At 63.7% G+C, this 26709-nt stretch carries 21 protein-coding genes; 4 read left to right on the top strand and 17 right to left on the bottom strand.

Annotated elements, in window-relative coordinates; all coding sequences use genetic code 11:
- Nucleotides 1-14 precede the first annotated feature (14 nt).
- From ACMKFF_RS05450 to ACMKFF_RS05425, 6 genes are all read right to left on the bottom strand, one after another.
- Nucleotides 15-2693 (bottom strand): ABC transporter permease, encoded by a 2679-nt coding sequence (locus tag ACMKFF_RS05450; RefSeq protein WP_419496298.1) that lies wholly within the window; start codon nt 2691-2693, stop codon nt 15-17.
- Nucleotides 2690-3373 carry an ABC transporter ATP-binding protein gene (locus tag ACMKFF_RS05445; protein WP_419496297.1) on the bottom strand — a complete coding sequence of 228 codons (684 nt, stop codon included), beginning with the start codon at nt 3371-3373 and terminating at the stop codon, nt 2690-2692. The genes ACMKFF_RS05450 and ACMKFF_RS05445 overlap by 4 nt, the downstream gene beginning before the upstream one ends.
- Before the next feature lie 81 nt (nt 3374-3454).
- Entirely contained in the window at nt 3455-4474 is a 1020-nt protein-coding gene (locus ACMKFF_RS05440) for a hypothetical protein (RefSeq protein ID WP_419496296.1), read from the bottom strand.
- A gap of 46 nt (nt 4475-4520) precedes the next feature.
- Nucleotides 4521-4868 (bottom strand): hypothetical protein, encoded by a 348-nt coding sequence (locus ACMKFF_RS05435; protein ID WP_419496295.1) that lies wholly within the window; start codon nt 4866-4868, stop codon nt 4521-4523.
- Nucleotides 4865-5851, bottom strand: coding sequence for a sensor histidine kinase (locus ACMKFF_RS05430; protein ID WP_349135122.1), 987 nt, complete (start codon nt 5849-5851; stop codon nt 4865-4867). The genes ACMKFF_RS05435 and ACMKFF_RS05430 overlap by 4 nt, the downstream gene beginning before the upstream one ends.
- 3 nt (nt 5852-5854) lie before the next feature.
- The gene (locus tag ACMKFF_RS05425; RefSeq protein WP_419496294.1) at nt 5855-6526 is read right to left on the bottom strand and encodes a response regulator transcription factor; all 672 of its coding nucleotides are present in this window, start codon (nt 6524-6526) and stop codon (nt 5855-5857) included.
- A 186-nt stretch (nt 6527-6712) separates the two neighbouring features.
- Here ACMKFF_RS05425 and ACMKFF_RS05420 point away from each other — a divergent pair, with 186 nt between their 5' ends.
- Complete coding sequence (locus tag ACMKFF_RS05420; RefSeq protein WP_349135124.1) at nt 6713-6955, top strand: helix-turn-helix domain-containing protein; 243 nt, start codon at nt 6713-6715, stop codon at nt 6953-6955.
- Nucleotides 6956-7379: 424 nt separating this feature from the next.
- Here the strand turns inward: ACMKFF_RS05420 and ACMKFF_RS05415 are convergent, their stop codons facing one another.
- A complete protein-coding gene (locus ACMKFF_RS05415; RefSeq protein WP_419496293.1) occupies nt 7380-8792 on the bottom strand; it encodes an MATE family efflux transporter in 1413 nt (470 codons plus the stop codon).
- Between the two features lie 110 nt (nt 8793-8902).
- On the opposite strand from ACMKFF_RS05415, the gene ACMKFF_RS05410 reads away from it, so the two are divergent.
- Nucleotides 8903-9790: a LysR family transcriptional regulator gene (locus tag ACMKFF_RS05410; protein ID WP_419496292.1), complete on the top strand. Its 888-nt coding sequence runs from the start codon at nt 8903-8905 to the stop codon at nt 9788-9790.
- Nucleotides 9791-9845: 55 nt separating this feature from the next.
- Here the strand turns inward: ACMKFF_RS05410 and ACMKFF_RS05405 are convergent, their stop codons facing one another.
- From ACMKFF_RS05405 to ACMKFF_RS05365, 9 genes are all read right to left on the bottom strand, one after another.
- On the bottom strand, nt 9846-10790 hold the full coding sequence (locus ACMKFF_RS05405) for a ketopantoate reductase family protein (RefSeq protein WP_349135127.1): 945 nt from the start codon (nt 10788-10790) through the stop codon (nt 9846-9848).
- Between the two features lie 96 nt (nt 10791-10886).
- The gene (locus ACMKFF_RS05400) at nt 10887-11447 is read right to left on the bottom strand and encodes a M48 family metallopeptidase (RefSeq protein WP_417326120.1); all 561 of its coding nucleotides are present in this window, start codon (nt 11445-11447) and stop codon (nt 10887-10889) included.
- Nucleotides 11444-13882 carry a transglutaminase domain-containing protein gene (locus ACMKFF_RS05395; protein WP_419496291.1) on the bottom strand — a complete coding sequence of 813 codons (2439 nt, stop codon included), beginning with the start codon at nt 13880-13882 and terminating at the stop codon, nt 11444-11446. The genes ACMKFF_RS05400 and ACMKFF_RS05395 overlap by 4 nt, the downstream gene beginning before the upstream one ends.
- Nucleotides 13879-14649, bottom strand: coding sequence for a copper homeostasis protein CutC (locus ACMKFF_RS05390; protein WP_419496290.1), 771 nt, complete (start codon nt 14647-14649; stop codon nt 13879-13881). Before ACMKFF_RS05390 ends, ACMKFF_RS05395 begins: the two co-directional genes overlap by 4 nt.
- Nucleotides 14646-16016 carry a leucyl aminopeptidase family protein gene (locus ACMKFF_RS05385; protein WP_419496289.1) on the bottom strand — a complete coding sequence of 457 codons (1371 nt, stop codon included), beginning with the start codon at nt 16014-16016 and terminating at the stop codon, nt 14646-14648. The genes ACMKFF_RS05390 and ACMKFF_RS05385 overlap by 4 nt, the downstream gene beginning before the upstream one ends.
- Before the next feature lie 589 nt (nt 16017-16605).
- Nucleotides 16606-17763 carry a DUF362 domain-containing protein gene (locus ACMKFF_RS05380; RefSeq protein ID WP_419496288.1) on the bottom strand — a complete coding sequence of 386 codons (1158 nt, stop codon included), beginning with the start codon at nt 17761-17763 and terminating at the stop codon, nt 16606-16608.
- A complete protein-coding gene (locus ACMKFF_RS05375) occupies nt 17760-18227 on the bottom strand; it encodes a CinA family protein (protein ID WP_349135135.1) in 468 nt (155 codons plus the stop codon). The genes ACMKFF_RS05380 and ACMKFF_RS05375 overlap by 4 nt, the downstream gene beginning before the upstream one ends.
- The gene (gene thiI / locus ACMKFF_RS05370) at nt 18220-19398 is read right to left on the bottom strand and encodes a tRNA uracil 4-sulfurtransferase ThiI (RefSeq protein ID WP_418464413.1); all 1179 of its coding nucleotides are present in this window, start codon (nt 19396-19398) and stop codon (nt 18220-18222) included. The genes ACMKFF_RS05375 and thiI overlap by 8 nt, the downstream gene beginning before the upstream one ends.
- Nucleotides 19399-19416: 18 nt before the next feature.
- A complete protein-coding gene (locus ACMKFF_RS05365) occupies nt 19417-20934 on the bottom strand; it encodes a YifB family Mg chelatase-like AAA ATPase (protein WP_419496287.1) in 1518 nt (505 codons plus the stop codon).
- Nucleotides 20935-21298: 364 nt separating this feature from the next.
- Between ACMKFF_RS05365 and nifJ the strand changes: the two genes are divergently transcribed.
- On the top strand, nt 21299-24847 hold the full coding sequence (nifJ, locus tag ACMKFF_RS05360; RefSeq protein ID WP_367927039.1) for a pyruvate:ferredoxin (flavodoxin) oxidoreductase: 3549 nt from the start codon (nt 21299-21301) through the stop codon (nt 24845-24847).
- A gap of 82 nt (nt 24848-24929) precedes the next feature.
- On the opposite strand, the gene ACMKFF_RS05355 is transcribed toward nifJ, so the two are convergent.
- Nucleotides 24930-25910 (bottom strand): RluA family pseudouridine synthase, encoded by a 981-nt coding sequence (locus ACMKFF_RS05355; RefSeq protein WP_419496286.1) that lies wholly within the window; start codon nt 25908-25910, stop codon nt 24930-24932.
- 42 nt (nt 25911-25952) lie between these two features.
- On the opposite strand from ACMKFF_RS05355, the gene ACMKFF_RS05350 reads away from it, so the two are divergent.
- A partial coding sequence (locus ACMKFF_RS05350; protein WP_419496285.1) for a YceD family protein occupies nt 25953-26709 on the top strand: 757 nt, incomplete at its 3' end.

Here is a 26709-nt window from a genome sequence, read left to right as displayed (position 1 = left end):
CGTATGGGCGCGGATCAGGTCGTTTCGTTCTTCAGGGCATCAACGGGATTGTCGCGCTTGATCTTGCGCATGGCATACATCATTGAGAGAAACACAACGAGGAACACCATGACCGACGCGATGAGCACAGCCGTCCAGTCCAGCCGGAAGTACGACGCGCCGATGAAAGAGGCGGAGCGATACATCAGGAAGGCCAGCGCAACCGACAGCGGCAGGCCGATGAGCAGGGCCCGCGTGCCGTAGAGCAGGCACTCATAGCAGATCATGCGGTTCAGGCCGCCGCGCGTCATACCGGCCGAGCGCAGCATCGCAAAGTCCCGGCGGCGGAGCAGCACGTTCGTCGTCGTGGTGTTGAAGACGTTCGCCACGCAGATGAGTGACATCAGCGTGATAAAGCCATAGGCGAACACGCGCACCACGATAAGGGCATTCTCCGCGTCGCGGTACTCCTCCCGTGCGTCATAGAGGTTGCCCTCCGTATAGGTCTCGCCGGAGGCGTTCACGACCTCCTCCAGGCTCTTCTGGGCCTGCTTCGCGTCATCCGTCACCAGCATCAGCGAGCCGGTGTTCCGGGCAATGCCCTTGGCCATGGAGAACGGATAGTACAGCACGAGGCTGTCAGAGCCGCTGTTCGTCAGCTGCGTCTCCGTCCGGCCAACAATTGCAATCCCATCGCCGAACGACGCCGGGCGCGGCTGATAGGTCTGCTTCGTCTCGTTGTAATAGTAGCTGACATAGCCGCCGTCTTCGTAAGCGGTATAGACGTATTTCGAGCCGTCCTCGAGGCTGTCCGCGCTGAACGTGCGCAGCGCCGTGACGCCGTCGTTCAGTACGCGGCCGGTATAGCTCAGGAGGTTGTTCTCGTCATAATAGGTCACGCTTGCGTGGTCGCAGACGATCGCGCCGGGCGCGGCATCATACTCCGCGCGCGTCATGCCGATAGAGGCGAGGATGGCGTTGAACGTCTCGTCATCGAGGTAGCAGGCGGAATAGCTCCGCGCTTTCTCGGTTCCGGCGCCGGATTTCTCCAGAATATTCCGGTAACCGCTGGCAAATTCATTCCTGTCCAGCACATAGTCGCCGTTGTCACAGGAGGCAAACCACACCTTCTCGACGCCATCCGCCGCCCGCAGGGCGGGCAGCATGGCAACATCCTTCTCCCCTTCGCCCGTGGAATAGGACAGGTCATAGGGCGGCAGGTTGACGCTCTCGGTCACGCTCTCCGTCAGGTACATGCCATAGGTACTCGCCGAGACGAACAGCAGCACACTCATGGCAAGGGAGAAGATCGTAGCACGGTACTTTTTACGGCTGCGGTGGAAATAGCGGCTGGAAAGCAGGCCCGGCAGGCCGAACAGGCGGTAGCTCAGGCGGCCGGAGCCGCCGTGTTTTGCCGCCGCGCGCACGTCGCGGCTCTGGCGGATGGCCTCAATGGGCGAAATGCGCATGGCACGCCGCGCCGGGATCTGCGCCGAGAGGAAAACCGTCGCCAGCGCGATCAGGGCCGCCGCCAACAGGGTCAGCGGCGAGGCGGCAAACCGCATCGCGACCTCGCGTGTGCCGATCAGGCCGGAAATGCGTGGGCTCAGCAGGCGGATCGTCACCCACATACCGCCGCAGCCCGCAAGCAGGCCGAGCGGAATGCCGATGAGCGCGACCGTCCCAGCCTCGGCATAGACCGTCCGGCGGAGCTGCGCCCGCGTCGCGCCGATGGACGCCAGCAGGCCGAACTGCCGCGTCCGCTCGCTGACGGAAATGGAAAACGCACTGTAAATCAGGCTGACGGAGCCGAGCATGATGAGCAGGACAAAGATGACCACAAACATCAGCAAGAATCTCGAATAGTTGTCATAGCGGAAATTGCCCTGTGTGCGCAGGTAATCCCAGTTCATGCTGATACCGCCCTCGGCCGCATCGGAGTAGCGCGCCATGACCCGGTCAAGCGTCTCCTGCTTTGCATCACGCAGCAGCAAATAGACATCATACAGGCCGGTCTGCGGCTCATTCTCCTGCACCGTCAGGGCAGAGAAGCCCGGCGCGGAGTAGTCTTCAAAATTTGGGCGCTGATAGACGCCGACGATCGTATAGGTGCGCGTCTCGCGCGCCAGCAGCTGCTCCGGCTGCTCCGGCTCGTCCGTCAGGCCGGGGTCCGCAGACTCATCGCCCTCCGGCTGGAAGCCGTTGTTCTGCCACAGCCGCCAGCCACCGGAATAGCGGTCGCCCAGCTCGAGCGTCAGCGTGTCGCCGACGAGATAGGTCCCCGCGTCGGAATAGGCCTGCAGGTGGTCCGGGATGAGCAGCTCCGTGCTGTTTTCCGGCATACGGCCCTCGACAAGATGGACCGGCATCCGGTCCGAAAACCCGGCGTCGATGGCCTCGACATACAGATAGGGCTTATTGCTGTTGTTGACCGTGACCTCTGCATAGCCGAGCACCTCGGCGGTCGAAAAAGCCTCGATATCACTGTCGGCCCGCATGGAGGCCAGTGTGTCGGCGTCTACATTGTGCACGCCGAGATAGTAAGCGCCGTCCAAATAGGCCGTGGCCCGCTGCAGATGCGTCATCAGCGTGGTCGCGAACGTCGTCACGGCGGTGAACATGGCCGCCGAAAGGATCACGCCGATGATCGTGACGATCGTCCGCATGCGGTTTGCGCGCATGGAGCGCTGCGCAACGCGGTGAAACACATTCATTTGCGGATCACCTCGTCCCGGACGATGTGGCCGTCCTCGATGGCAAGCACGCGGTCGGCCTGCAGGGCGATGGACTCGTCATGCGTGATGACGATGAGCGTCTGCCCGTACTGGCGGTTGGAGTATTTCAGCAGCTCCACGATCTCCTGCGAGTTCTTGCGGTCAAGGTTGCCGGTCGGCTCGTCCGCCAGCACGACGGACGGCGCGTTGATGAGCGCGCGGCCGATGGAGACGCGCTGCTGCTGACCGCCGGAAAGCTGATTCGGTAGGTGCTTTTCGCGGCCGCACAGGCCGAGCGTGTCCAGAAGCTCCTGGAGGCGCGCGTCATTCACCTTCCGTCCATCCATCAGGACGGGCAGCGTGATGTTCTCCACCACGTTCAGGACCGGGATCAGGTTATAGAACTGATAGATGAGGCCGACCTCGCGGCGGCGGAAGATCGCCAGCGCCGTGTCGGAGCGGGAGTAGACGTCCTCCCCATTCATATAAACGTGGCCGCTCGTCGGGCGGTCTACACCGCCGAGAATATGCAGCAGCGTCGATTTGCCGGAGCCGGACGGGCCGATGATGGCAAGAAACTGCCCGCGCGGGACGGAAAAGCTCACGTCATCCAGCGCATGGACAGCGTTCTCCCCCGTGCCGTAGGTTTTGGTCAGATGTTCGACCGTCAGAAGATCCATAGATATTTTCTTCCTTTCGTTTGATGCCTTCATTTTACCATGCCCCGGTGACGGGCCAGTGACTCGCAGGTGACAATTTTGTCACATTCGCGGCACAAACAGCGCCGTCGCCCGGTGGGGATCGTCCGCAAGCTGCACAGCGCACGGGCCGGACAGACGGCGCACCGTGCCGTCCGCCTGCCGCAGGGCGAGAAAGCTCCCGCTCCAGAGCAGGCCGTCCTGCGCCCGAAGCTGCATGGGGTCATAGCCGCAGACGGCAAAGCTTCCCTCCGTGCGCTCCGCCGTTTCGAGCAGGGTCTGCAGCGTCACACGCCGCGCCGACCGCTCCCGTTCGAGCCGCCGCTCCGCCTCGGCCAGAAGCTCCAGCTGCAGCCGCACCTCCGGCAGGCTGAGCTGCCGTGCGAGCTGATCCGCGATCGGTTCCCCGCCGGGGTGCACCGGCACCGGCAGGCCCTCCTCTGCCGCCCGCCGCAGCAGCCACGGACCGCTGTCATAGGCGCCGCGGCGCAGGTCCGGCCACTGCAGCAGCCGCTGCGCACTGCGGGCATAGGCACCTTCGCAGGCCGCGGGCGACAGGTGCGCCAGCGCAAGGCGGCCGATATATTCCGCCGTCCCTTCGATGGTCTCCATGCGCGCCTCCTCCAGGAGAAGCTCCGGCTGGAGCGCCGCGCGGCTCTGCCGCAGAGCCAGTACCTCGGAAAGCGGCGCGCCGCCTGCCAGGGCGCGGTGCTCCTGTGCGCGCAGGGCCAGAAACGCGGGCTGCGGCTCCGTAGCCGCCAGCACCAGATCGTCCGGCCAGCCCTGCTCGCCGCAGCGGAACTGGAAGCTGTGGAACATCTCGTGCACGAGCGAGGCCGCAAGCCCCGCAACATCCGCAGGCGGGTCTGCCTCCATATTCCAGATGGCAAGATACTCCCCCTGCCGGCACACGCTGGTGTTGCCGTAGAATTCCGCCGGGCGGGGCATCACCTCGCCGTTCAGAACGGCCGTGTCGTGCGTGTACAGGGCAAACGGGCAGGGTGCAAAGCCCGCCCACAGGGCCGGGAAGTCCAGCCTGTCCAGCTGCTCCCGTACCCGATCGTACCAGTTTTTCAGATCCATCGTCTGCACCTCCTTTCCCACAGCATAATAAAATCCCGCCGGAACTTCAACCTGAAATCCGGCAGGATTTTCCGGGGAAATAGACGGACAGCGCCTGCAGCGCCGCCAGCACATCCTGCGCCGGGCCGCGCAGCGTCACGCGCGAGAGCGCCGCATCTCCGCTGAAAGCCATGGTCACGCCATGCTCCGCCGCAAGGGCGGCCACAGTCCGGCAAAGCTCCGCTGCCGCGACCGGCAGGTCGAGCACGGCGCACAGCTGCCCCGTCGTGTCCATGCGCCGCTGGATGAAGTCCTCTGCCACGGCGAGCAGGCCCCGCTTGAGATAGCTGCGCAGCGTGCGCTCCGTCAGCATGGAGATGGCCGCAAGCTGCGCCAGTGTGATACGTTCGCTCATACGATCCCCTTATAGAGCTTCATCGTAAATTCCGCGCCGCCGGGCACATTAGCCGCCGTGAGCGTGCCGTTCTGCGCCGCCGCGATGGAGCGTGAAAGTGCAAGACCGATGCCAACGCTCTGCTCCGGTGCGTTTTCGCCCTTATAATAGCGCTCGAACAGATGCGGCAGGTCCTGCGGTGCGATGCCGCCGCCGGTATCGCGGATGACAACGACCGACGCAACGGCGTTTTCCTCCGCCCGCACCGTGATCGTGCCCTCCTGCATATGCTCCGAGCAGTTTTTCAGAATGTTGCCGAGGGCCTCCGCCGTCCACGCGGGATCGCAGCGGACGTTCCCGGACGCCTCGACCTGCAGCTGCTGGCCGCGCAGCTCCATGCCGATGGCAAACGGCTCCGCCGCCCGCGCCAGCAGGGCCGAAAGCGGAATGGTTTCCGGGCAGAAGCGCGCCGTCCCGGCATCGAGCTTTGCCAGCTTCAGCAGCGATTCTACGAGCCAGTCCATCCGCGCCACCTGCCGCCGCAGCGCGCGCACGTCGCCGCGGCTTTCTTCGTCCACATGCCCGGCCAGACTCGTCAGCAGCAGGTTCACCGCCGTGAGCGGCGTGCGCATCTGGTGTGAGATATCCGCCATGGCGTCGGCGAGCTGCAGCTTTTCCTTTTCGAGCTGCGCGGACTGCTCCCGCAGGCGGAGCGTCATTTTGCGCACCTCGCTGCGCAGCAGGCTGACCTCGCCCTCGCCGTAATCGGCCAGATGGATATCGCCGCTGCCGTGCAGCACGGCGTCGATGTCGGCCGCCAGGCGGGCCATGGCCCGGTAGCGGCAGCAGAGCTCCACGCCGTAAAGCACCAGCAGCACGGTGCCGAGCGCCAGCGCCACGCAGGCGGCCTGCCAGCCGGACAGGCTCATCGCCGCTGCCGAGGCAAGAAACGTCAGAAGGCCGCCCACGAGCAGCGCGCGGCGCAGTTCCGGGTTCCGCAACATCGCTCAGCCCTCCATCCGGTATCCGACGCCGCGCACCGTGCGGATGAGCGCTGGGTCCTGCGGATCGTCCTCGAGCTTGTCACGCAGGCGCTTGATGTAGACCGTCAGCGTATTGTCGTTCACGAAATCACCCGCCACATCCCAGATCTCCTCGAGCAGCTGCGCGCGGCTGAGCGTCGCGCCCCTGTGATTCAGGAATACGAGCAGCAGCCGGTATTCCAGCGCGGAAAGGCTCAGCTCCTGTCCGTTTTTGCTCACGCAGGCGCGCTCGGTGTCGACACGAAGCGGGCCGACGTCCAGAACGGACTGTACCCGCCCCGTCCGGCGCAGCACGCTGCGGATGCGCGAAACAAGCTCCCGCGGGCGAAAGGGCTTGGCGATATAGTCGTCCGCGCCGAGGTCCAGCCCCGTCACAACACTGTACTCGTCCCCGGAGGCACTCAGGAAGATCACGGCCGTCCCGCCGCGCTGCTTCACAGCCGAGCAGACGGAAAAGCCGTTCCCGTCGCGCAGGCCGACATCGAGCAGCACAAGGTCAAATTCCTCCGCCTCCAGCAGAGCAAGCGCCTCGCGCTGACCGGAGGCCTGCCGCACGGCAAAGCCCTCACCGCGCAAAAACGACGTCAGCGGCTGATAGATCGCGCTGTCATCCTCCACCAGCAGAATCCGTTCCATATCCACGCCTCCCATCCCGTTATCTTGCCTCTTATCATACCCCAACGGCATAAAATTTGCAAGGCCTCACAGCCATTCGATATAATCAGATTTTTATCCGACAGTTTCATCTTTAGAAGTATCTGCGCGCAAAAAATCGATTAAACTTTAAGAGATTATATGCTGTCAGAACCGGGGTGAAGGATCGTGAAAATCTATTGGTATCGTAATTCCAAGAACCTGATCGGGCACCGTCTGCACGACCTGCGTATCAGTCAGCACCTGACCCAGCGTCAGCTGGCCGCGCGCATGCAGCTTGCCGGAATGGAAATGAACGAAGTGACCATTCTGCGCATTGAAAAGGGCGTTCGGTTCGTGCCGGATTATGAGGTCGCCGAGCTGGCCAAGGCGCTCGGCGTGAGCTGCGACGACCTGCTGGAAGACTGCTGAAAGGATTCCTCCGGCAATATCGCACCGTTGCATTCGTCCTCCGGAAAATGCTTTCCCGGACCACGCGGTATTGCCTTTTGTTTTTTTTGCGCCGTTTCATCACAGACTTCTTGTTTTCTCTGTGATGACCGTCACAAAAAATGAAAAACGGGAGAAATCGCAGGTATGCTGCGGTTTCTCCCGTCATCTTGTCAAACAGTCCCTCCGGGGATTTTTTGACAAGATGCTTTCAGAATCGCAAAATCAATTTTTGTATCATGATTTTGCAATTCTGTCGCCGCGGCGGGTGATGGAACGCGAAAGAAAACCATGACGGTTTCCTTTCACACGCTCCTTCCCTCCGTAATTTTCGGCTGGACAGGTTTTTTGACAGTCGGACGGACCGTGCTGTATTCCGCAGCACGGTCCGAACTTTTGTTCTCAGTTATAACTCGGCGTACTCGCCCTCGGCGGCGTCCTCCGCCTCGACGGCAGCCTCTGTCTCAAGTGCGATGGCCTCAGCCGGGGTCTCCGGCTTCAGTCGCGCGAAGCGGTAGAACAGCAGAGACAAGACCGTTGCAACGGTCCAGCCGATCGGCCACGACAGCCAGATGCCGGTCTCCTCAAAGGTGCGGGACAGGACAAAGGCCAGTGCGACACGCAGCAGCAGGTCCGTGAACGTGGAGACCATGAACGGGCCCATCTTTCCCGCGCCGCGCAGGACGCCGTCGGCCACGATCTTCGAGGCGACGATCACATAGAAAGGCGCGACGATGTGTAGGAACTGCACGCCGGTCGCCAGCGCCTTCTGCGTCGGGTTATCGACGAAGATCTTCACAAGCGGTGCGCCCGCAAAGAAATACAGCACCGTCAGCGGGACGCACAGCGCCCACACAAGGTACAGACCCGCGCGGAAGCCGCTGCGGATGCGGTCCGGCTTCTGGGCGCCGAGGTTCTGCGCCGTAAAGTTCGAAATGCCGTTGCCCAGCGTCACGAGCGACGTGATGACCAGATTATTCAGCTTGACCGACGCGGAATAGCCCGCCATAACGGCCGTGCCGAACGAATTGATGATACTCTGCAGCACGATATTGCCGACGGAGACAAAGCTCTGCTGCAGGATGCTCGGGATGGCAACGCGCGCCACGCGGCCGAGCAGTCTGCCGGAGAAGACCGGAGCCCTCTGGCCCTCCGGCAGGTGGATCTTCGCCAGACGGCGGAACACGAACGCCAGCGCCAGCACGCAGCTCACGCCCTGGCACAGGAACGTCGCCCACGCAACGCCGTCCACGCCCATGCCGAACGCCGTGACGAACAGGATATCCACCGCGATGTTCGAGAGAGACGAAGCCATGAGGAAGAAGAACGGCGTTTTGGAATCGCCGAGCGCGGAGAAAATACCGGTCGCCACATTATAGAAAAACACAAACGGCAGGCCGCAGATGTAGATATTCAGATACAGCTGAGAGTCCTTCATGATCTCATCCGGCGTGTTGATGAGGCCGAGGAGCTGACGCGACAGCAGCAGGCCGACCAGCATCAGAACAGCGCACAGGCCCGCGCTGGCGATGAGCGTGGTATAGATCGTCGTCTTCATGCTGCGCAGGTCCTTCGCGCCGAAGAACTGCGCCGCCACGACGGAGCAGCCGATGTTGCAGCCAAAGGCAAAGGCGATGAAGATCAGCGTGATCTCATAGCTGTTGCCGACGGCGGCCAGCGCATTCTCGCCGATGAATTTACCGGCGACAAAGCTGTCTGCGATATTATAAAGCTGCTGGAAAATGATGCTGCCGAACAGCGGCAGACAGAATTTCCAGAGCACCCGGCTGGGTTTGCCGGTCGTTAAGTCCTGATTCACAATGATTCCTCCTTGATTCCATTCCAAAGGTGTATTATAATGGCTCTGTTCTTATACGGATAATCTATTGTTGATATGGTCTCCATATCAATTTTATATGGGAGGAACACATGGACATTGCGCTGGATTATTACCGCATCTTTGAAGCCGTAGCGCGGCACCGCAGCTTTACCCGCGCGGCGGAGGCGCTGGTCAACAGCCAGCCGAACCTGACGCGCGCCGTGCACAATCTCGAGGCGGAGCTCGGCTGCCGCCTGTTCCTGCGCTCCAGCCGCGGCGTGGAGCTGACGCCGGAGGGCGAGGCCCTCTATGCCCACGTCACGGCCGCCATGGAGCAGCTGCGCGCAGGCGAGGCCGAGCTGCAGCGCCAGCGCGAGCTGCGCAGCGGCATGGTCTCCATCGCCTGCAGCGAGACGGCCCTGCACGCCGTGCTGCTGCAGGTACTCAGCCGCTTTCACCGCGAAAATCCCGCCATCCGCCTGCGCGTTTCGAACCAGTCCGCGCCGGAGGCCATCGACGCCCTGCGCAGCGGCCTTGCCGAGCTTGCCGTCGTCACAATGCCGCCCGCTCCCCTGTCCGCACCGCTGGAGGCGACGGTGCTGGCCTCGTTCCGTGAGGTCGCCGTGTGCAGCACGGCCTTCCCGCTGGACAGCGGCCGTACCTTTACGCTCCGGGAGATCGCGGCCCTGCCGCTCATCGCCCTGCGGCGCGGCACGAGCACGTTTGACCTCTATGAGGCCCTGTTCCGCCGCCATGGGCTGAGCTATGCGCCGGATATTGAGGCGGCGACCTCCACGCAGCTCCTGCCGCTTGTGAAAAACGGCCTCGGCATCGCCTTTGTGCCGGATGTTCTGCTCCCCGCCCCCGGCATCGAGCGCCTGCACCTGCGCGAGGGCCTGCCGGAGCGGGCCGTCTGCCTCATCCGCCGCACGGACCGGCCACGCAGCGTCGCTGCCGCCGCACTCGAAACGATGCTTCTTTCGCTGCAGAACAAGTAAAATGATCCTGACGATCCACATGGGCCTGTGGATCGTCAGGATCTGTTATTTGATATTATACTCCCTCGACCGTACCGGCGTTCTTCGCCTCGAGCACGCGGATGGCGTGATACAGGAACTCGTTATACGGCGTGGGGACGCCATATTCCTTGCCAAGGCGGATGACCGCACCGGCAAAGATATCGACCTCCGTTTTGCGCCCGGCCAGAATATCCTGCAGCGTAGAGGGCTTGTTGCGCGGCGGAACGGCCTTGATGACATCCAGATGGTCGCGCGCATAGTTCGTCTCGATGGGGATGCCTTTCTTCTGTGCGATCTCGATGACCTCGGCCGCGACCATGATGCGCAGCGCCTCGGCGTCCTCGCAGCTGCCCCACGCGCCATACGGCAGGTCGAGCACGGCAGCGACCTGATTTTCGCTGACGTTGCAGGCAAATTTCTCCCAGATGGCCAGCAGCATATCCGGGCGGATCTGATAGCGGATGCCCGCGCCGTCAAACAGTGCCTTGAGGCGCAGCACGCGCTCGGACAGGTTCGCGGGATCGTTCTTCTTCTCGCCATACTCCACATAGAACGCGGCGTTCGGGTCGAACGAAACGGTGTTTCCGACCTTGACGCTGCTGATGCGCATCAGGGAATAGACAATATTCTCCCAGCCGTAGGTCTTCGCCACAACCTCCTCGCTCTCCACGCCGTTGAGCGGCGAAAGGATGAGCGTCTCCGGGCCGATCTGCGCCCGCACGTCCTCGATGGCCTGCTGCAAGCCAGACATCTTCGTGGCAAAGATCACCAGATCGGCAGGCTCGCCCTCGCCCGGCTCCACAACGTGGTAGTATTCCTGCTTGCCGTTAATGACAAGGCCCTCGCGGCGGATCCGCTCCGCACGCGCACCGCCTGCGATGACACGCAGATCGTCGCCGAGCACCGGCTGCAGCCTGTCCGCAAAATATGCGCCGATGGCTCCGAGGCCGACCAGCGCGACTGTTTTGATCTCCTTCATGGCAGTGTCTCCTTTGCAGTAGCTGCGCAGACCTCATCGCGCAGCCGATATCTTGGATATTTTACCACAAATTGGCACATATTTCCACAGGATTTTTTATGTTTCCGGCAGACGGCCGAGCAGCGCAGGCCCATGCTCCCGCAGCCATGCGCGCTGCGCGGCATAGTCCGGCAAACATGATGCGACCTCGCGCCAGAACGCGGCGCTGTGGTTCATCTGCTTTCGGTGGCACAGCTCATGCACGGCGACATACTCGCGTACCTCCGGCGGGGCCAGCATCAGAAGGCAGTTGAAGCTCAGGCTCCCGCGGGCGGAGCAGCTGCCCCAGCGGGTGCGCTGCGCGCGGATCGTGATCCCGGCAAAGTCGACGCCCATCCGGGCCGCAAGGCGCGTCACGCGCTCCGTCAGGTCGGCCTGCGCCGCGGTGCGGAGCCGCTGCAGCTCCGCTTCGCTCAGGATGCCCGCCCGCTGTGCGGCCCGGCTCCCCGCTCTGGCGCGGGCCACGGCTGTCTCGAGCCATGCCGCATGCTGCTCGGCAAAGGCATGGATATCCCGCTCCGGCAGGCGCAGGGGCGCGCGGGCAACGATCTCGCCCGTCGGCAGGACCTGCAGCGCCAGCGTCTTCCGGCGGCTGCGGACGATCCGCAGCTCCGTCACGGCCGCATCGCCTGCCAGACGCGCAGGGCCAGCGCCGCACTGCCGACATGATAGCCGCTGACGGCATAGGCCGCCGTGAGCGGGCCGCGCAGCACAACGAGCAGCGGCAGCTTGCCCGCCTCGGCAAACGTCTGCCGCGCGGCAGTCTCCGCCGTGCGCGCATCGCCGTCCAGCAAGACAGGGACGTCCGGGTTCTTTTCGCAGAAGCGACGCATCGTCTCGTTGCGCAGGGAACCGGCATCCGGCACGAGCAGCGTCAGGGGCACACCCTGCAGGTCCTCGTCCAGAAGCTCGCGCAGCAGGTGCTCTGTCGGCTCCTGCCCGGGCGCGAGCCACGCCAGCAGGCCGCCGCGGGCCGTGAACGCCGCACCGGAGACCGGCTCGCCCGCCATCGTCCGCGCAGAAAAGAAGTCCTCCATCGCATGGCTGCCCAGCATCTCAGAAAGGGCTGCATGGGCGCGCTCCAGACGGATCGTGCGCCGTTCGCCCGCCGCAAGGGAAAAATGCAGCCGCAGCACGCGCTGGTCGCCGTTCGGCAGACGGTTCGTCGTGAGCAGGCAATATTCTCCCGGCGCAGCGGAGAATGTCAGGCCGTCCGCCGAAGGCCAGAGCAGGCGTGCACCGTCCGGCGTCAGGGCAGAAAGGGAAAAGTCCACGCCGCAGACCCATTTTTCGCCCGCGGGGCAGATCAGAACGACCGTTCCGCGCGTGTCGCGGCCCTCCGTGCGCTTCCAGACGCCGTTGTGCCAATATTCGGCCGCACCGTCCTCCGGCGCAAGCCGGGCCGGGACGCCGAGCGCGCGGCAGAGCGCCGCAAACAGGACGCGCTTTGCCTCCGGTGAGGCCTGCCGCAGCGTCAGCGCCGCCAGCGGAGACGGGCTGAGCACGGACGGCGCGATCGCCTCCGTGAGCCATGCCCAGAGTGCCGCCGGGTCCCTGCGAAACACAGCGCTCCGTTCCTCCGAAAAATATGTAGTCAACTCCCGCCGCTGCGGCAGAAGCTGCTCATATCCGACGCGCGGACAGAGCACAAAGGCCGCCCAGATGCCTTCCGGCACGCCGTCCGGCCGGGGCGTGTGCGCCCATGTATCGCGCAGGACGTCCGGCGCGATATCGAGCAGGTCCTTCGGTAAAAGTGTGCGCAAAAGGGGCATTGCCTCCGGCTCCTCCCACAGAAAGGCCGCCAGCTGTGCCGCATGGCCCGCGCCCGCGCGCAGCAGCGCCGTCTCCTCCGGCGGCAGGCCCTGCGCGTCCGCCTCGTCCAGCCGGGCCTCGCGGCGCTGCGTCCACGCCTCGTGCGCCTGCCGAAGCCACCGCTCCTGCAGGTCCCGCTGCGCCTCCGTCGGAACCGCTCCGCGCACGGCTCCTCCGCGGGGTGCCGTCAGCTCGATCGGCTCCCAGCGATCCGGCGCGGGAGCGCGCTTCCCGAGAGTCAGCACGACCGGCCCCGTCTCCTCCGGGGAGACGAAGGCCTCACAGCACAGGCCGTCCCGCCGTGCCAGCAGCCGCAGACTGCCAAGGCCGCATGTGAGGGCCGCCATGCCGGACGCATCGGTCTGCACCGTTGCCGCGGGATACCACTCGCAATTATTCAGAACACAAAAATCGACATTTGCCCCCGCCGCAGGCACGCCGTTCCCGTCCGTCACGCGGACGGTCAGGCGGCGCACATCAGCATAACGGGCCGTTTCGTTGCAATAGACCACATCGCCCTCGCGGCCGATGAGATCTGCACCCGGCTCCGGCTCGCCGAAGCAGCGGCTGTGCACCAGAACGGCGCGTCCCGCCGCGCTGTTGAACCAGCCGCGGTCCAGCACGGCCTCCGGCTCACAGGCACCGAGAAAGTGCCACGCGCCGCCGCACCGGACCTCGACCCACGCATGGTTGTCGTCACAGTGCGCCCAGCGCGGCACATAGACCTGCCGCGCCGCAAAGCCGCAGGCGCGCAGGACATTCACCGCAAACATGGACTCCTCACCGCAGCGGCCGAAGCCCGCGCGGAGCACGGCCAGCGCGCTGCGCGTGCGCTCGTCCGTCGGCTGATAGGCCACATGCTCAGCGCACCAGCGGTTGATCTCCAGAATGGCGGCCTCCTCCGGAAGACCGCGCAGCCGCTCGGCAAGCGCGGCATAGAACACAGGGCGGCAGTCACACAGCGCCTCATTATTGACGCGCGGATGCAGCACATAGGCAAGAAACAGCGGCTCTGGCAGGGCGCGCGTCCACGAAACGTTCTCCCGCAGGTATCGCGCATGCGCCGCGCAGGAGAAAAACACCTCCGGCGGCGTATCGAGCCAATCGCTGGCGGGGCTTGCCGCATAGCAAAGGCGGGCCAGCCGCGCCGTCTCGTCCGGCAGGGTCTGCAATAGGTCCAGAAGCTGCCAAAGGCCCGTCTGGGCGAGCTTCCGCTCAAATTCCGCTTTCCGGCCTCTCATGCCTGCGCTCCCGGCGTTCCGAGGGCGTGCACCGCCTCGGCGCATGCGCGGAACTCCGCCTCGTCCGTCAGCCAAAGCTCATACTCCGAAAGGGACGGCAGGCCCATGGACACGCCCTCCTTGCGGTAGCGCATGCCGCTGTCCACGCTGCCCTTACGGCCCGTGGTGTGGAAGGTCGTAATACCGGTCTGGGCGGCGATCCCGGCGATGTTCGTGCGCTTCACGCCGCAGCCGGCCATCAGATCGATACGCCCCGCCGCCTGCCCGTTCAGCTTTGCCAGAAGCGGCGCGCCGAGGGCGGCGTTGGCCGCCTGCCCCGAGGACAGGATCGTCCGGCAGCCAAGGGAAACGGCGTCCTCCAGCGCCCGGAACGGGTCGCGCGTCATGTCGAACGCGCGGTGGAGCGTGACCTCCATCTGCCCTGCGCAGGCCATCATGCGGCGCATCTGCGCAAGGTCCAGCTCGCCGTCCGGCGTGAGCGCGCCGATGACGACGCCGTTCGCGCCGAGGTCGCGGAAGGCCGCGATCTCCTCGCACATCTCCTCCAGCTCCGGCTCGGTATAGAGAAAATCGCCGAAGCGCGGGCGGATAAGGACGTTGACGGGCACGCCGCTGCCGCGCTGCACCTGCCGGAACAGGGCATGCGTCGGCGTTGTGCCGCCGATGACCAGATGGGCGCACAGCTCCAGCCGGTCCGCACCGGCGCGGCTTGCCGCCATGGCAGAGGCATAGGAATCCACACATGCCTCGATCAGGGGTCGTTTCATTTTGCTTCCTCCTTTTTTTCCGCCAGCCCGCAGGCCAGATGGAACAGGGTGCTCACAGCCGTTCCGGTCGCGCCGGGGACCTGATGCTCCCAGACATAGCCCTTGTTGTCCGCCGTGCCTGCGATGTCCAGATGCAACCAAGGCAGACCCTCGGTAAAGTGCCGCAGGAACAGCCCGGCCGTGATCGCGCCGCAGCCGTCGCGGCTCGTGTTGCGCACGTCGCCGAGGTCGCCGCGGATGAGCTTTTCATATTCCGGGAAGTCCGGCATACGCCAGAAGCGCTCGCCGGAGTGGGCGGCGGCCCGCTCGAGCGCGGCATACCAGCCGTCGTCGCTCGCCATAACGCCCGTGGCCACATAGCCAAGCATGGCGCAGATCGCGCCCGTCAGCGTGGCGGCGTCCACAAGGCGCGTGCAGCCCTCCTTCCGGATGGCCCACGTCAGGCCGTCGGCCAGAATGAGGCGGCCCTCGGCGTCTGCATTGAATACCTCGATGGTCTTGCCGGACAACGAGCCGATCAGGTCCCCCGGCAGCAGACTCGTCGTGGAGATGCGGTTCTCGCAGCACGGCACGACGGCCGTAACATTCACCGGAATCCCGGCCGCCGCAATGGCGCGCACGGCAGCGGCCACGGCAGCGCCGCCCGCCATATCGCCCTTGATGCCCGCCATGGAGCCGCTGGATTTCAGATTATAGCCGCCGGAATCCACCGTCACGCCCTTGCCGACAAGGCCGAGGCGCTCGGCCGAATCCGGCGCGCCCGTATAGCGCAGCACGGCCAGCACCGGCGAGTGGCCGCTGCTGTCGCCCACGGCGAGGAAGGCCTCCAGCCCCAGCTCGTGCAGGGTGCTGCGGTCATAGCACTGCGTCTCGACCGGCAGACCCGCGCACTGCTCCGTCAGCGCGGCGGCAAGCCGCTCCGGCGTGAGCAGATTGGCAGGGCGGTTCACAAGACTGCGCGTGCGGAGGATGGACTCCGCCAGCGTCCAGCCGAGCTGCAGGTCCTGCTCCTGCCAGCCCTCGCCGGAGGCATAGCAGGCAAATTCCGGCTCCCACTGATCGGAGAGCGTATATTTCATCTGATAAGCGCCGCCGCAGATGCCCTCGGCCGCAGCCAGAAGGCCGTCACGGCCCAGCTCGGCCGCCGCGCTCAGGTCGAACACGGCGCTCTTTGCACCGCTGGCCTGCACGGCCTTGGACGCCTTGCCATAGACCTCCTTGCAGGCCAGGACCGACCAGCTCCCGCCGCGGCCCACGGTGATCTGCTCGCTGCCGTCCGGCAGGATGCGGTCGTGCAGCTTCAGATAGTCGCCGGGCTCCGGCGTCACGCGCAGGCCGACCGGCTCGTTGTGATAGCGCTGGATCATGGATCATTCTCCTTTAGTAATATAAAATATCAGAAAACCCGGAGAAAATGCTCCGGGTCAGACTGTCAAAAAACCTGCCCGGCCGAAAGTTCCGGAGGGAAGAAAAGTGTGAAAGGAAACCGTCAGGGTGTCCTTTCGCGTCAAATAACCCGCCGCAGCGGCAGAATTGCAAAATCATGCTGCATAATTTGATTTTGCAATTCTGAAAGCAGCTTGGCAAAAAGGCCTGAAGGGACTTCTTTGACAAGCTGACCCGGAGAAAACGCTCCGGGTCAGACTGTCAAAAAACCTGCCCAGCCGATAGGTCCGGAGGGAAGAAAAGAGTGAAAGGAAACCGTCAGGGTGTCCTTTCGCGTCAAATAACCCGCCGCAGCGGCAGAATTGCAAAATCATGCTGCAAAATTTGATTTTGCAATTTGGAAAGCAGCTTGGCAAAAAGGCCCGAAGGGACTTCTTTGACAGGCTGACCCGGAGAAAACGCTCCGGGTCCCGTGTGCAAAAAGCCCTCCGCTTTGTCATTCCGAAAAACGAAGCGGCGTGGGGATCCCGAGCAGAAAGTTCCGAATTCGTTCAAGAGATTCCCCAGCGGTTACAAGTGTCCGGCAATGCGGGCGATCACGGTGCGGTGCACCTGCATCGCGCCCCTCGGGCAGAATTCCTGACAGCAGAAGCAGTGGATGCAGCGCCCACGGTCGATGTGCGCCCGGCCGTTTTCGATCGTAATGGCATGGGCCGGACAGACATCGCGGCACACGCCGCAGCCGACGCACAGCGCCCGCTTCAGGCCCGGCCGCGTCCGCAGCGCAAGCGCCGCCGTCTTCCCGAGCAGGCGGCCGAATGCGCCGCCCCGCGCGCCAAAATCCGTCCCCGTCCCATGCTGGACGATCCGGAAATCCGGGCAGGCAAAGGCCGCGGCATCCCCCGCAACGCAGAGCTGCGCCGGGTCGAGCGGCGTCAGGCCGCGCTCGGCCGCTGCGCGCAGCGTCGGCACATTCTCCGGCTTCAGCCCGATGAGTGAGGCGCACAGCAGGTCGATGCGGTGTGGGTTCGTTCCGGCCAGCAGCGCGCCGAACGGGCGCGGCGTTCCGGCCGTCGGGCCGTTTCCCTCCATGGCGACGACGGCGTCCACAAGATAGAGCCTCGGGCGGAAATACTCGTTCAGGTCGATGAGCATCCCGGCAAAGTTCATGGGATCGGGATAGCGATAGTGATACTCCGGCTTGATCGTGCCGGGGATCGCGCCGAAAAGATTCTTCGTCGCGGCAGACAGGGCGAGCATGCCGTGGCTCTTGAGCTTGCAGAAGCTGATGATAGCGTCGGCATCGTCCAGGTAGGCCGTGTAGGTAATGTGCTTTGCCACGCGCGCGTCCGGCAGGTCGGCCTCCCGCTGGGCAAAGCTCCGGTTGAGCGTGCCGCCTGCCTCCTCGACGGCCGCAAGGCCGCAGGCGCGGTAGACGGCGTTCAGATGCCCCGCTGCGTAGGTACCGCCGGGGCTGTCGCCCACGACGACGGACGCGCCGCGCCGGACGAGCTCCTCCGTCAGGACCCGCAGCAGCATCGGATGGGTCGTTGCGGCCCGCTCCGGCTTCATGGCCGAGACGAGGTTCGCCTTGACGGCGATGCGCATGCCGGGCTTTACCCACGCAAGGCCGCCGAACGGCGCAAGCACCTGCTGCAGGGCTGTGCGGCAGGTCTCCGGCTCATAATCGGGGCACGCGGCAATGGCCGCATCGGGCACGCCGCTCATACCGCGCGCTCCAGCAGCAGCCGCAGGGCTGCGCGGCAGGCCGCCTCCCGGTTCTCCCCGCGCGTACCGCCGCATTCCAGCCGCACGCACCGCGTCCCGGCCGCGTCGGCGCACGCCACAAAGATCTCCCCGACGCGGGGATTTTTCTCATCCGTGCCCGGCCCGGCATTGCCGGTGACGGACAGGGCATAGTCCGCGCCGAGCAGGCTCCGCGCGCCCTCCGCCATACGGCGGGCGACCGGCTCGCACACGGCCCCCTGCGCCTCGAGCAGGGCATGCGGAACGCCGAGCAGGCGCTCCTTCACGGCGTAGGCGTAGGAGATAATGCCGCCGAGATAGACGGCGGAAGCACCGGGTACATCCGTCAGCAGCTTGCCGAGCAGACCGCCGGTGCAGCTTTCCGCCGTGACGAGCGTTCTCTCCGCAGCCGTGAGCCGGGCAATGACCTGCACCGCCTCATCCATGCCAGCGTACCTTCACCAGCTCGGTGTTCTCCAACGCGCGGGCGATCAGGCCCTCCATGTCGAGCGGGGCACAGGCGGCGTCCACCTGGGCCAGCGTCGGCTTTGTCTTGGGATGGCGCGGCGTAAAGACCGTGCAGCAGTCCTCATAGGGCAGGATGGACGTCTCCATCGTGCCGATCTGGCGGGCGCGCGTGACGATCTCCTCCTTATCCATGCCGATGAGCGGCTGGAAGATGGGCAGGTCCACACAGGCGCCCGTCACGGCCATGGCCTCCATGGTCTGCGAGGCGACCTGGCCAAGGTTCTCGCCGGTGACAAGGCAGCCGCAGCCGTGGTCGCGCGCGATGCGCTCGGCGATCTTCATCATGAACCGGCGCATGACCAGCGTAAAGAATTCCTCCGGGCAGTTGTCACGGATCGCTTCCTGAATTTCGGTAAAGCCGACAATATTCACGGTCATTCGGCCGCAGTAGCGCGTCATCAGGCGCGCAAGCTCCAGCACCTTGTCCTTCGCCAGCTCGCTCGTGTAGGGATAGGAGAAGAAGTGCACGCACTCCAGCTCCACGCCGCGCTTGGCGATCATATAGCCCGCGACCGGTGAATCGATGCCGCCGGACAGCAGCAGCATGGCTCTGCCTCCCACGCCCGTGGGCAGGCCGCCCGCTCCGGGCTCCGCCGGGCCGTGCACATAGGCCGCGCGGTCGCGCACCTCGACATAGACCGTGTAATCCGGGTGATGCACATCGACCGTCACGTCCGGAAAGGCCTCAGCCAGACGGCCGCCGATCTCCTGCGACAGGCCGATGGACGTCAGCGGAAAGCGCTTGTCCGAGCGGCGCGACTCGACCTTGAACGACTTCGCCATGCTCAAATCGTCGCCGAGGTAGGCCATGGCCGTATCAAAAATGGCGTCGAGATCCTTGGCGCACGGGCGGCAGCGGCACAGGCTCACCACGCCGAAGATGGCATGGCAGGCCTCCCACGCGCCGTCGAGGTCGCAGTCGGCGTTCTCCGGCTCCACATAGACCGTGGACTGGACGATGGAGACGCGGAAATCGCCGAACGGGCGCATACGCCGGGCAACATTCGTCTTGAGACGGTTCTCAAACTGGAAGCGGTTGCCGCCCTTCAGGACGATCTCGCCCAGCTTCAGCAAAAACATTTCATTCATGGTAAATTCCTCAATTCCTCAGTTCTGGATCAGTTGGTGCGTGCGGTACTGGATAGCCTCGGACAGGTGCTCCGGCAGGATGCTTTCGCTCCCGGCAAGGTCCGCGATCGTGCGGGCCACGCGGCGGATGCGGTCATAGCTGCGGGCCGTGAGGCCGAGGCTCTCGAACGCCTGCTGCATCAGCAGAGCGCCCGTTTCGTCCAGCTCGCAGAAGCGGCGCAGCTCCGGTGTCTGCATATTGGCGTTGCAGCGGCAGGACGTGCCCTTGAAGCGCTCGCGCTGGATGGCGCGGGCCGTTTCAACACGCTGCTTGACAACGGCAGAAGACTCCGGCACGGTCGTGCTGCGCAGCTCGTCAAAGTGGAGCGACGGCACCTCCGTGATGATGTCGATGCGGTCGAGCAGTGGGCCGGAGATGCGCGAAAGATAGGCCTGCACCGCGCCCTGCGAGCAGGTGCACCGCCCCGAGGGGTCGCCGTACCAGCCGCAGCGGCACGGATTCATGGCGCACACGAGCTGAAAGCGGCTCGGGTAACTTGCTGAGCCGTTTGCGCGGGAGATCGTTACCATGCCGTCCTCAAGCGGCTGGCGCATGACCTCGAGCGTCTCGCGCCGGAATTCCGGCAGCTCATCGAGGAACAGCACGCCGCGGTGGGCCAGTGAGATCTCACCCGGGCGCGGCGTGGAGCCGCCGCCCGTCAGGCCGGGAGCCGAGATCGTGTGGTGCGGGCTGCGGAAGGGGCGGCGGCGCACCAGCGGGGACTCCGGCGTGAGCAGGCCCATGACGGAGTGGATCTGCGTGACCTCCAACGCTTCCTCGCGCGTCATATCCGGCAGGATGGACGGCAGGCGGCGGGCCAGCATGCTCTTGCCGGAGCCCGGCGGGCCGACGAGCAGCACATTGTGCGCACCTGCGGCTGCGACCTCCAGCGCGCGCTTGACATGCTCCTGCCCCATGACGTCGCTGAAGTCCGGCAGGCGCTCCTCCGTCTCCTCAGGCTGCCAGGCAGGCTCCGGCTCGATGGAGAATTCACCGCGCAGATGGGCGGCCAGCTGCCGCACCTCCTTCACGGGGATGACGGTCAGGTCGCCCGCCAGCGTGGCCTCGCGCGCATTTTCCGCCGGGACATACAGCGTGCGGATGCCGGCCTTCCGGGCGGCGATGGCCATGGGCAGCACGCCGTTGACGGGGCGCAGCTTGCCTTCGAGGCTCAGCTCGCCGAGGAAGGCGGACGGCTCGCGCGGCAGACGGACAAGCTCCTGCGCCGCAAGAATGCCGAGCAGGATCGGCAGGTCATAGAGCGTGCCGGTCTTTTTCGTCCCGGCCGGGGCAAGGTTCAGCGTGATGCGGCTGACCGGAAAGCGGAAGCCGCTGTTTTTGATGGCGGCGCGCACACGCTCGCGCGACTCGCGCACGGCGGCATCCGGCAGGCCGACGAGCTCAAAGCCCGGCAGGCCGCTGGAGATGCTGCACTCGACCATGACGGGATATCCGCTGATGCCGGACAGGCCCACGGAATCCACGCGTGAAGTCATACGTTCCCCCTCCTTTTTTCCTTTATTCTTTATCATACAACACAGACCGCAAAAATACAAGCGCCGCCGTGCAAAAGCAGCTTCAGATTCCGGCCGAATCTGCATTCATATCGATTTGCGTAAAATTTTGCAAAAAACTCGCGCAAATAAACACGAACTTTTTTCTGCTTTTGATGCGGGAGCGCCGCGGCGGCGGCTTCCCCGCTTTTTCCGGTCTCCGCAGCAATGGGCAGAAATTTGCCGCACGCTACGTGGCACAGTTTCAAGATTTTCGCGGTTCTTTTCGTTTTTCTGATTTACAAATCCGGACTTTAGTGTTAGAATGGAGATGTTTTGAAAGAAATACTTTCAGGAGGTATTTATTTTGGCACGTAAATTCAAGACGATGGACGGCAACACCGCCGCCGCCCATGTCAGCTACGCCTTTACGGAAGTAGCCGGCATCTACCCCATCACCCCCTCCAGCCCGATGGCCGACTATGTCGACCAGTGGTCTGCGCAGGGCCGTAAGAACATCTTCGGCAACCGCGTCAAGGTCGTCGAGATGCAGTCCGAGGCAGGCGCTTCCGGCACCGTTCACGGCTCTCTGGCCGCCGGCGCTCTGACGACGACCTATACTGCTTCGCAGGGTCTTCTGCTGATGATCCCGAACATGTATAAGATCGCCGGTGAACTGCTGCCCGCCGTCTTCCATGTCTCCGCGCGTACCGTCGCGACCCATGCGCTGAACATCTTCGGCGATCATTCCGACGTTTACGCCTGCCGTCAGACCGGCTTCGCCATGCTCTGCGAGACCAACCCGCAGGAAGTCATGGACCTCGCCCCTGTCGCGCACCTGTCCGCCATCAAGGGCCGCGTCCCGTTCATCAACTTCTTCGACGGCTTCCGCACGTCCCATGAGATCCAGAAGATCGCCATCTGGGACTACGACGACCTGAAGGAAATGTGTGACATGGACGCAGTGGCTGCCTTCCGCAACCACTGCCTGAACCCCGAGCGCCCCGCCATGCGCGGCTCTCACGAGAACGGCGACACGTTCTTCCAGCACCGCGAGGCCTGCAACGGCTACTACGACGCTCTGCCTGAGATCGTCGAGGAGTACATGGGCAAGGTCAATGCCAAGCTCGGCACCGACTACAAGCTGTTCAACTACTATGGCGCACCGGACGCTGAGCGCGTCATCATCGCCATGGGCTCCATCTGCGACGTCGCAGAGGAAGTCATCGACTACATGAACGCTCACGGTGAGAAGGTCGGCCTCGTGAAGGTCCGCCTGTACCGTCCGTTCCGCGCCGACCGTCTGCTCGAGGCCATTCCGGCCACCTGCAAGAAGATCGCCGTTCTCGACCGCACGAAGGAGCCGGGCGCCCTGGGCGAGCCGCTCTACCTCGACGTCGTGACCGCTCTGGCCAACGCCGGCCGGATGATCCCGGTCATCGGCGGCCGCTACGGCCTTGGTTCCAAGGATACGCCTCCCGCATCCGTCTTCGCCGTCTATGAAGAGCTGGCGAAGGAAGAGCCGAAGCGCCACTTCACCATCGGCATCAACGACGATGTCACCCACCTGTCCCTCGAGGAGCATGCCGCACCGAACACCGCTGCGGAAGGCACCATCGAGTGCAAGTTCTGGGGCCTCGGCGGCGACGGCACCGTCGGCGCAAACAAGAACTCCATCAAGATCATCGGCGACCATACCGACAAGTATGTGCAGGCCTACTTCCAGTACGACTCCAAGAAGACCGGCGGCGTGACCATCTCGCACCTTCGCTTCGGCGACAAGCCCATCAAGAGCCCGTACTACATCAACAAGGCCGACTTCGTCGCCTGCCATAACCCGTCCTACATCACCAAGGGCTTCAAGATCGTCAACGACGTCAAGCCGGGCGGCGTGTTCCTCATCAACTGCCAGTGGGATCTGGCCGAGCTGGAGCACCACCTGAACGCCGAGGCGAAGCGCTACATCGCGAAGAACAACATCCAGCTCTACACGATCAACGCCATCGATCTGGCCATCAAGGTCGGCATGGGCAAGCGCACGAACACCATCCTGCAGTCCGCCTTCTTCTCCCTCGCCAAGGTCATGCCCGAGGCCGACGCTATCAAGTACATGAAGGACGCCGCCGAGCATTCCTACGCCAAGAAGGGCATGGACGTTGTTGAGAAGAACTGGAACGCCATCGACGCCGGCGCTACCGCCTACGTCAAGGTCGATGTCCCCGCCGCATGGGCCGAGGCTGAGGATCAGCCCGACACCACCGTGCTCGAGGGCAAGCCGGAGCTCGTGAAGATGGTCAAGAACATCCTCCTGCCCATCGACAAGATGGACGGCGATTCCCTGCCCGTCTCTACGTTCATGGATCATGTCGACGGCCAGTTCGAGCTGGGCGCTTCCGCTTACGAGAAGCGCGGCGTCGCCGTGACCGTCCCCGAGTGGGACGCCGACAAGTGCATCCAGTGCAACAGCTGCGCATTTGTCTGCCCGCATGCCACGATCCGTCCGTTCGCACTGACCGAGGAAGAGGCCGCTGCCGCTCCCGCCGCTGCGAAGATCCGTCCGGTCAAGGCCGGCAAGGGCAAGGGCAAGTATCAGTACACCATGGCTGTCTCCCCGCTCGACTGCATGGGCTGCGGCGTCTGCGTCGGCGTCTGCCCGACGAAGGCCATCACCATGGTCGCTCAGGAGAGCCAGCTCGATCAGCAGCCGGTCTTCAACTACATGGTCGCCAAGGTCGCGCCGAAGGAAGAGCTTCAGGATCTGAGCGTCAAGGGCAGCCAGTTCAAGCAGCCCATGCTCGAGTTCTCCGGCTCCTGCGCAGGCTGCGCCGAGACGTCCTATGCACGCCTCATCACCCAGCTGTTCGGCGACCGCATGTATATCTCCAACGCCACCGGTTGCTCCTCCATCTGGGGCGGCCCGGGCGCGACGTCCCCGTACTGCACCGATAAGAACGGCCACGGCCCCGCATGGTCCAACTCCCTGTTCGAGGACAACGCAGAGCATGGCTACGGCATGTACACCGCGCAGAAGGTCATCCGCGAGAACCTCGCCGAGAAGACTCACGCCCTGCTCGCCATCGACTGGACGGCTGCAGAGCTGAAGGAAGCCGCTCAGAAGTGGCTCGACACCATGGAAGACGGCGCTGCCAACAAGGAAGCTGCCAAGGCTTACATCGCCGCCCTCGAAGAGAGCATCTGCGACGGCTGCGACTGCGACGCCTGCAAGCTGGCCTCTGAGATCCTGAGCCAGAAGGATTACCTCAGCAAGAAGTCCGTCTGGATCTTCGGCGGCGATGGCTGGGCCTACGATATCGGCTTCGGCGGCGTAGACCATGTCCTTGCCCAGAACGAGGATGTCAACATCTTCGTCTTCGATACCGAGGTGTACTCCAACACCGGCGGACAGGCCTCCAAGGCTTCCAACATCGGTCAGGTCGCTCAGTTCGCGGCTGCCGGTAAGGAGACCAAGAAGAAGAGCCTTGCCGAGATCGCCATGTCCTATGGCTACATCTACGTCGCGCAGGTCGCAATGGGCGCCAACCAGGCTCAGACCCTCAAGGCCATTGCCGAGGCCGAGGCCTATCATGGCCCGTCCCTCATCATCGGCTATGCTCCGTGCGAAATGCACTCCATCAAGGGCGGCATGATGCACTGCCAGGAAGAGATGAAGAAGGCTGTCGACTGCGGCTACTGGAACATGTTCCGCTTCGACCCGTCCAAGGAGACCGGCAAGTTCACCCTCGACTCCAAGCAGCCGAAGGGCGGCTATCAGGAGTTCCTGATGAACGAGGCGCGCTACAGCCGCCTGACCCGCGAGTTCCCGGAGCGTGCAAACGAGCTGTTTGAGCGCAACGAGGAATCCGCAAAGGCCCGCTATGAGCACCTGCTCAAGCTGGTCGAGATGTACAAGGACTAAGCCCTTGTTGCATCTGACCTGATACCTATAAAATCGCCCCCCATCGGCTTTGGCCGATGGGGGGCGATTTTGATCGGTTTGCTTATTCTGCAATTCCCGGCAGGTGAAAGTCCGGGAAATACGTCTTCACAAATTCGACGTCCGCCACCTGAAAGCTGCGGCCGTTCAGGGGCGCAAGTACGCCTGCGTCCGTGGTGAAGCAGAACGTCAGGCGATAGGAATACAGCGCCTGATAGCGCCGGTCAGCGTGCGGATCGAGCTTGCCGTACTTGCCGTCGCCCAAAAGCGGATGCCCGGCATGCGCAAACTGCGCGCGGATCTGGTGCGTGCGGCCCGTGATCAGCTCGCACTCCACCAGCGACAGGCCGCCGCGCTTTGTAAGCGTTCGATAGCGCGTTTCGCAGGTCTTTGCGCCCTTCTGCGGCGTATCCGTGACGAAAACGCGGTTTTTGACCGCATCCTTGAAGAGATAGCCCTTCAGCACGCCAGTCTCCGGGCGGGGCGTGCCCTCCACCACGGCAAGATAGCGCTTGTCCAGCTCGCGGTCGCGAATTTTCTGGTTCAGGATGCGCAGAGCCTCGGCCGTTTTGGCCGCGATGACGATGCCGCCGGTGTTGCGGTCGATGCGGTTGCACAGGGCTGGGGTGAAGGCCTGCTCCTCGCGCGGCCGCCACTCTCCTTTTGCATAGAGATAGGCCTGAATATGGTCGATGAGCGTGCGCCCATACTCCGCGCCGTCGTGCGGATGCACGGCCACGCCGGGCTTTTTGTCCACGAGCAGGATGTTTTCGTCCTCATAGACGATGTTGAGCTTCGGTGCCGTCACCGTCAGATAGGCGTTGGCCTCGGAGGGCTTGTCGAAAAACTCGTCGTTGATATAAAGCTGCAGCACATCGCCCTCCTGCAGGCGCGTGTCGCGCTGCGCGCGGGCGTTGTTGCACTTGATACGCTTGAGGCGGATATACTTCTGCGCCAGCGAGGCGGGCAGCAGCGGAACGGCCTTGGCCAGAAAGCGGTCGAGCCGCTGCCCGGCGTCATTGCGGCCGATGGTCAGTTCTTTCATGGGAGCGTGGTCTCCTTCGCTGAAATTGGGCAGCAGCGCACCATGAAGCGAAAGCATTCGGCGAGAGATTTTTTGTCGAGCCGAGATTCGGAAAGTGCAGGCGTACTTTGTGTACTTCAAACTTTTCGAACCGATGGATCGGCGAAAAAGATTCGGCGAAGGCCGAAGCGGCAATGGGGCGCTGCTGCCTTTACTATGCCGCAGATCGTTCGGATTGTCAAGGTTTTTTATGAAAAAATCGAAAAAGGATTTGACAAAATCACGAAAAACCGTTATAATATCTCCTGCACGACTATGGAACAGGGGATCATTATGCTGCTTGGATTATCAAAAATCATGCAAAAGCCGGACAGTGTTCTGCCCTTCCATACCGCGCTGGATCTGCACGATCTGCAATTCGGCGGGAGTTTTCCCGTGCAGGAGCCCGTCTCCGCCGAGGGGACGGTGCGCAACACCGCCGGTGTCCTCGTTTTAGAGGCCGTGATCTCCACAAATCTGCACGCTGTCTGCGACCGCTGCGCCGCGCCGTTTGAACGCCGCGTCTCCTGGCCGGTGCATGCTGTGCTCACCCGTTCGCTCGAGCGGGAGGATGAGGCAGATGAGTGGACTTTTCTCCTGCAGGAGGGGGATATGGCCGATCTGGACGAGATCCTGACGACTGCGTTCGTGCTGAACATGGATTCGAAGCTGCTTTGCAGGCCGGACTGCAAGGGCATCTGCCCCCGCTGCGGCAAGAATCTGAATGAGGGCGCATGCTCGTGCCGCCCTGAGATCGATCCCCGTTTGGCTGTCCTTGGGC

Origin of the sequence: Faecousia sp. (assembly GCF_048519415.1) — a bacterium.
In the GTDB taxonomy this organism is placed as follows: domain Bacteria; phylum Bacillota; class Clostridia; order Oscillospirales; family Oscillospiraceae; genus JAZOXB01.
Note: the sequence above shows the minus strand (reverse complement) of the source record. Positions and strands in the feature narration are given on the sequence as shown.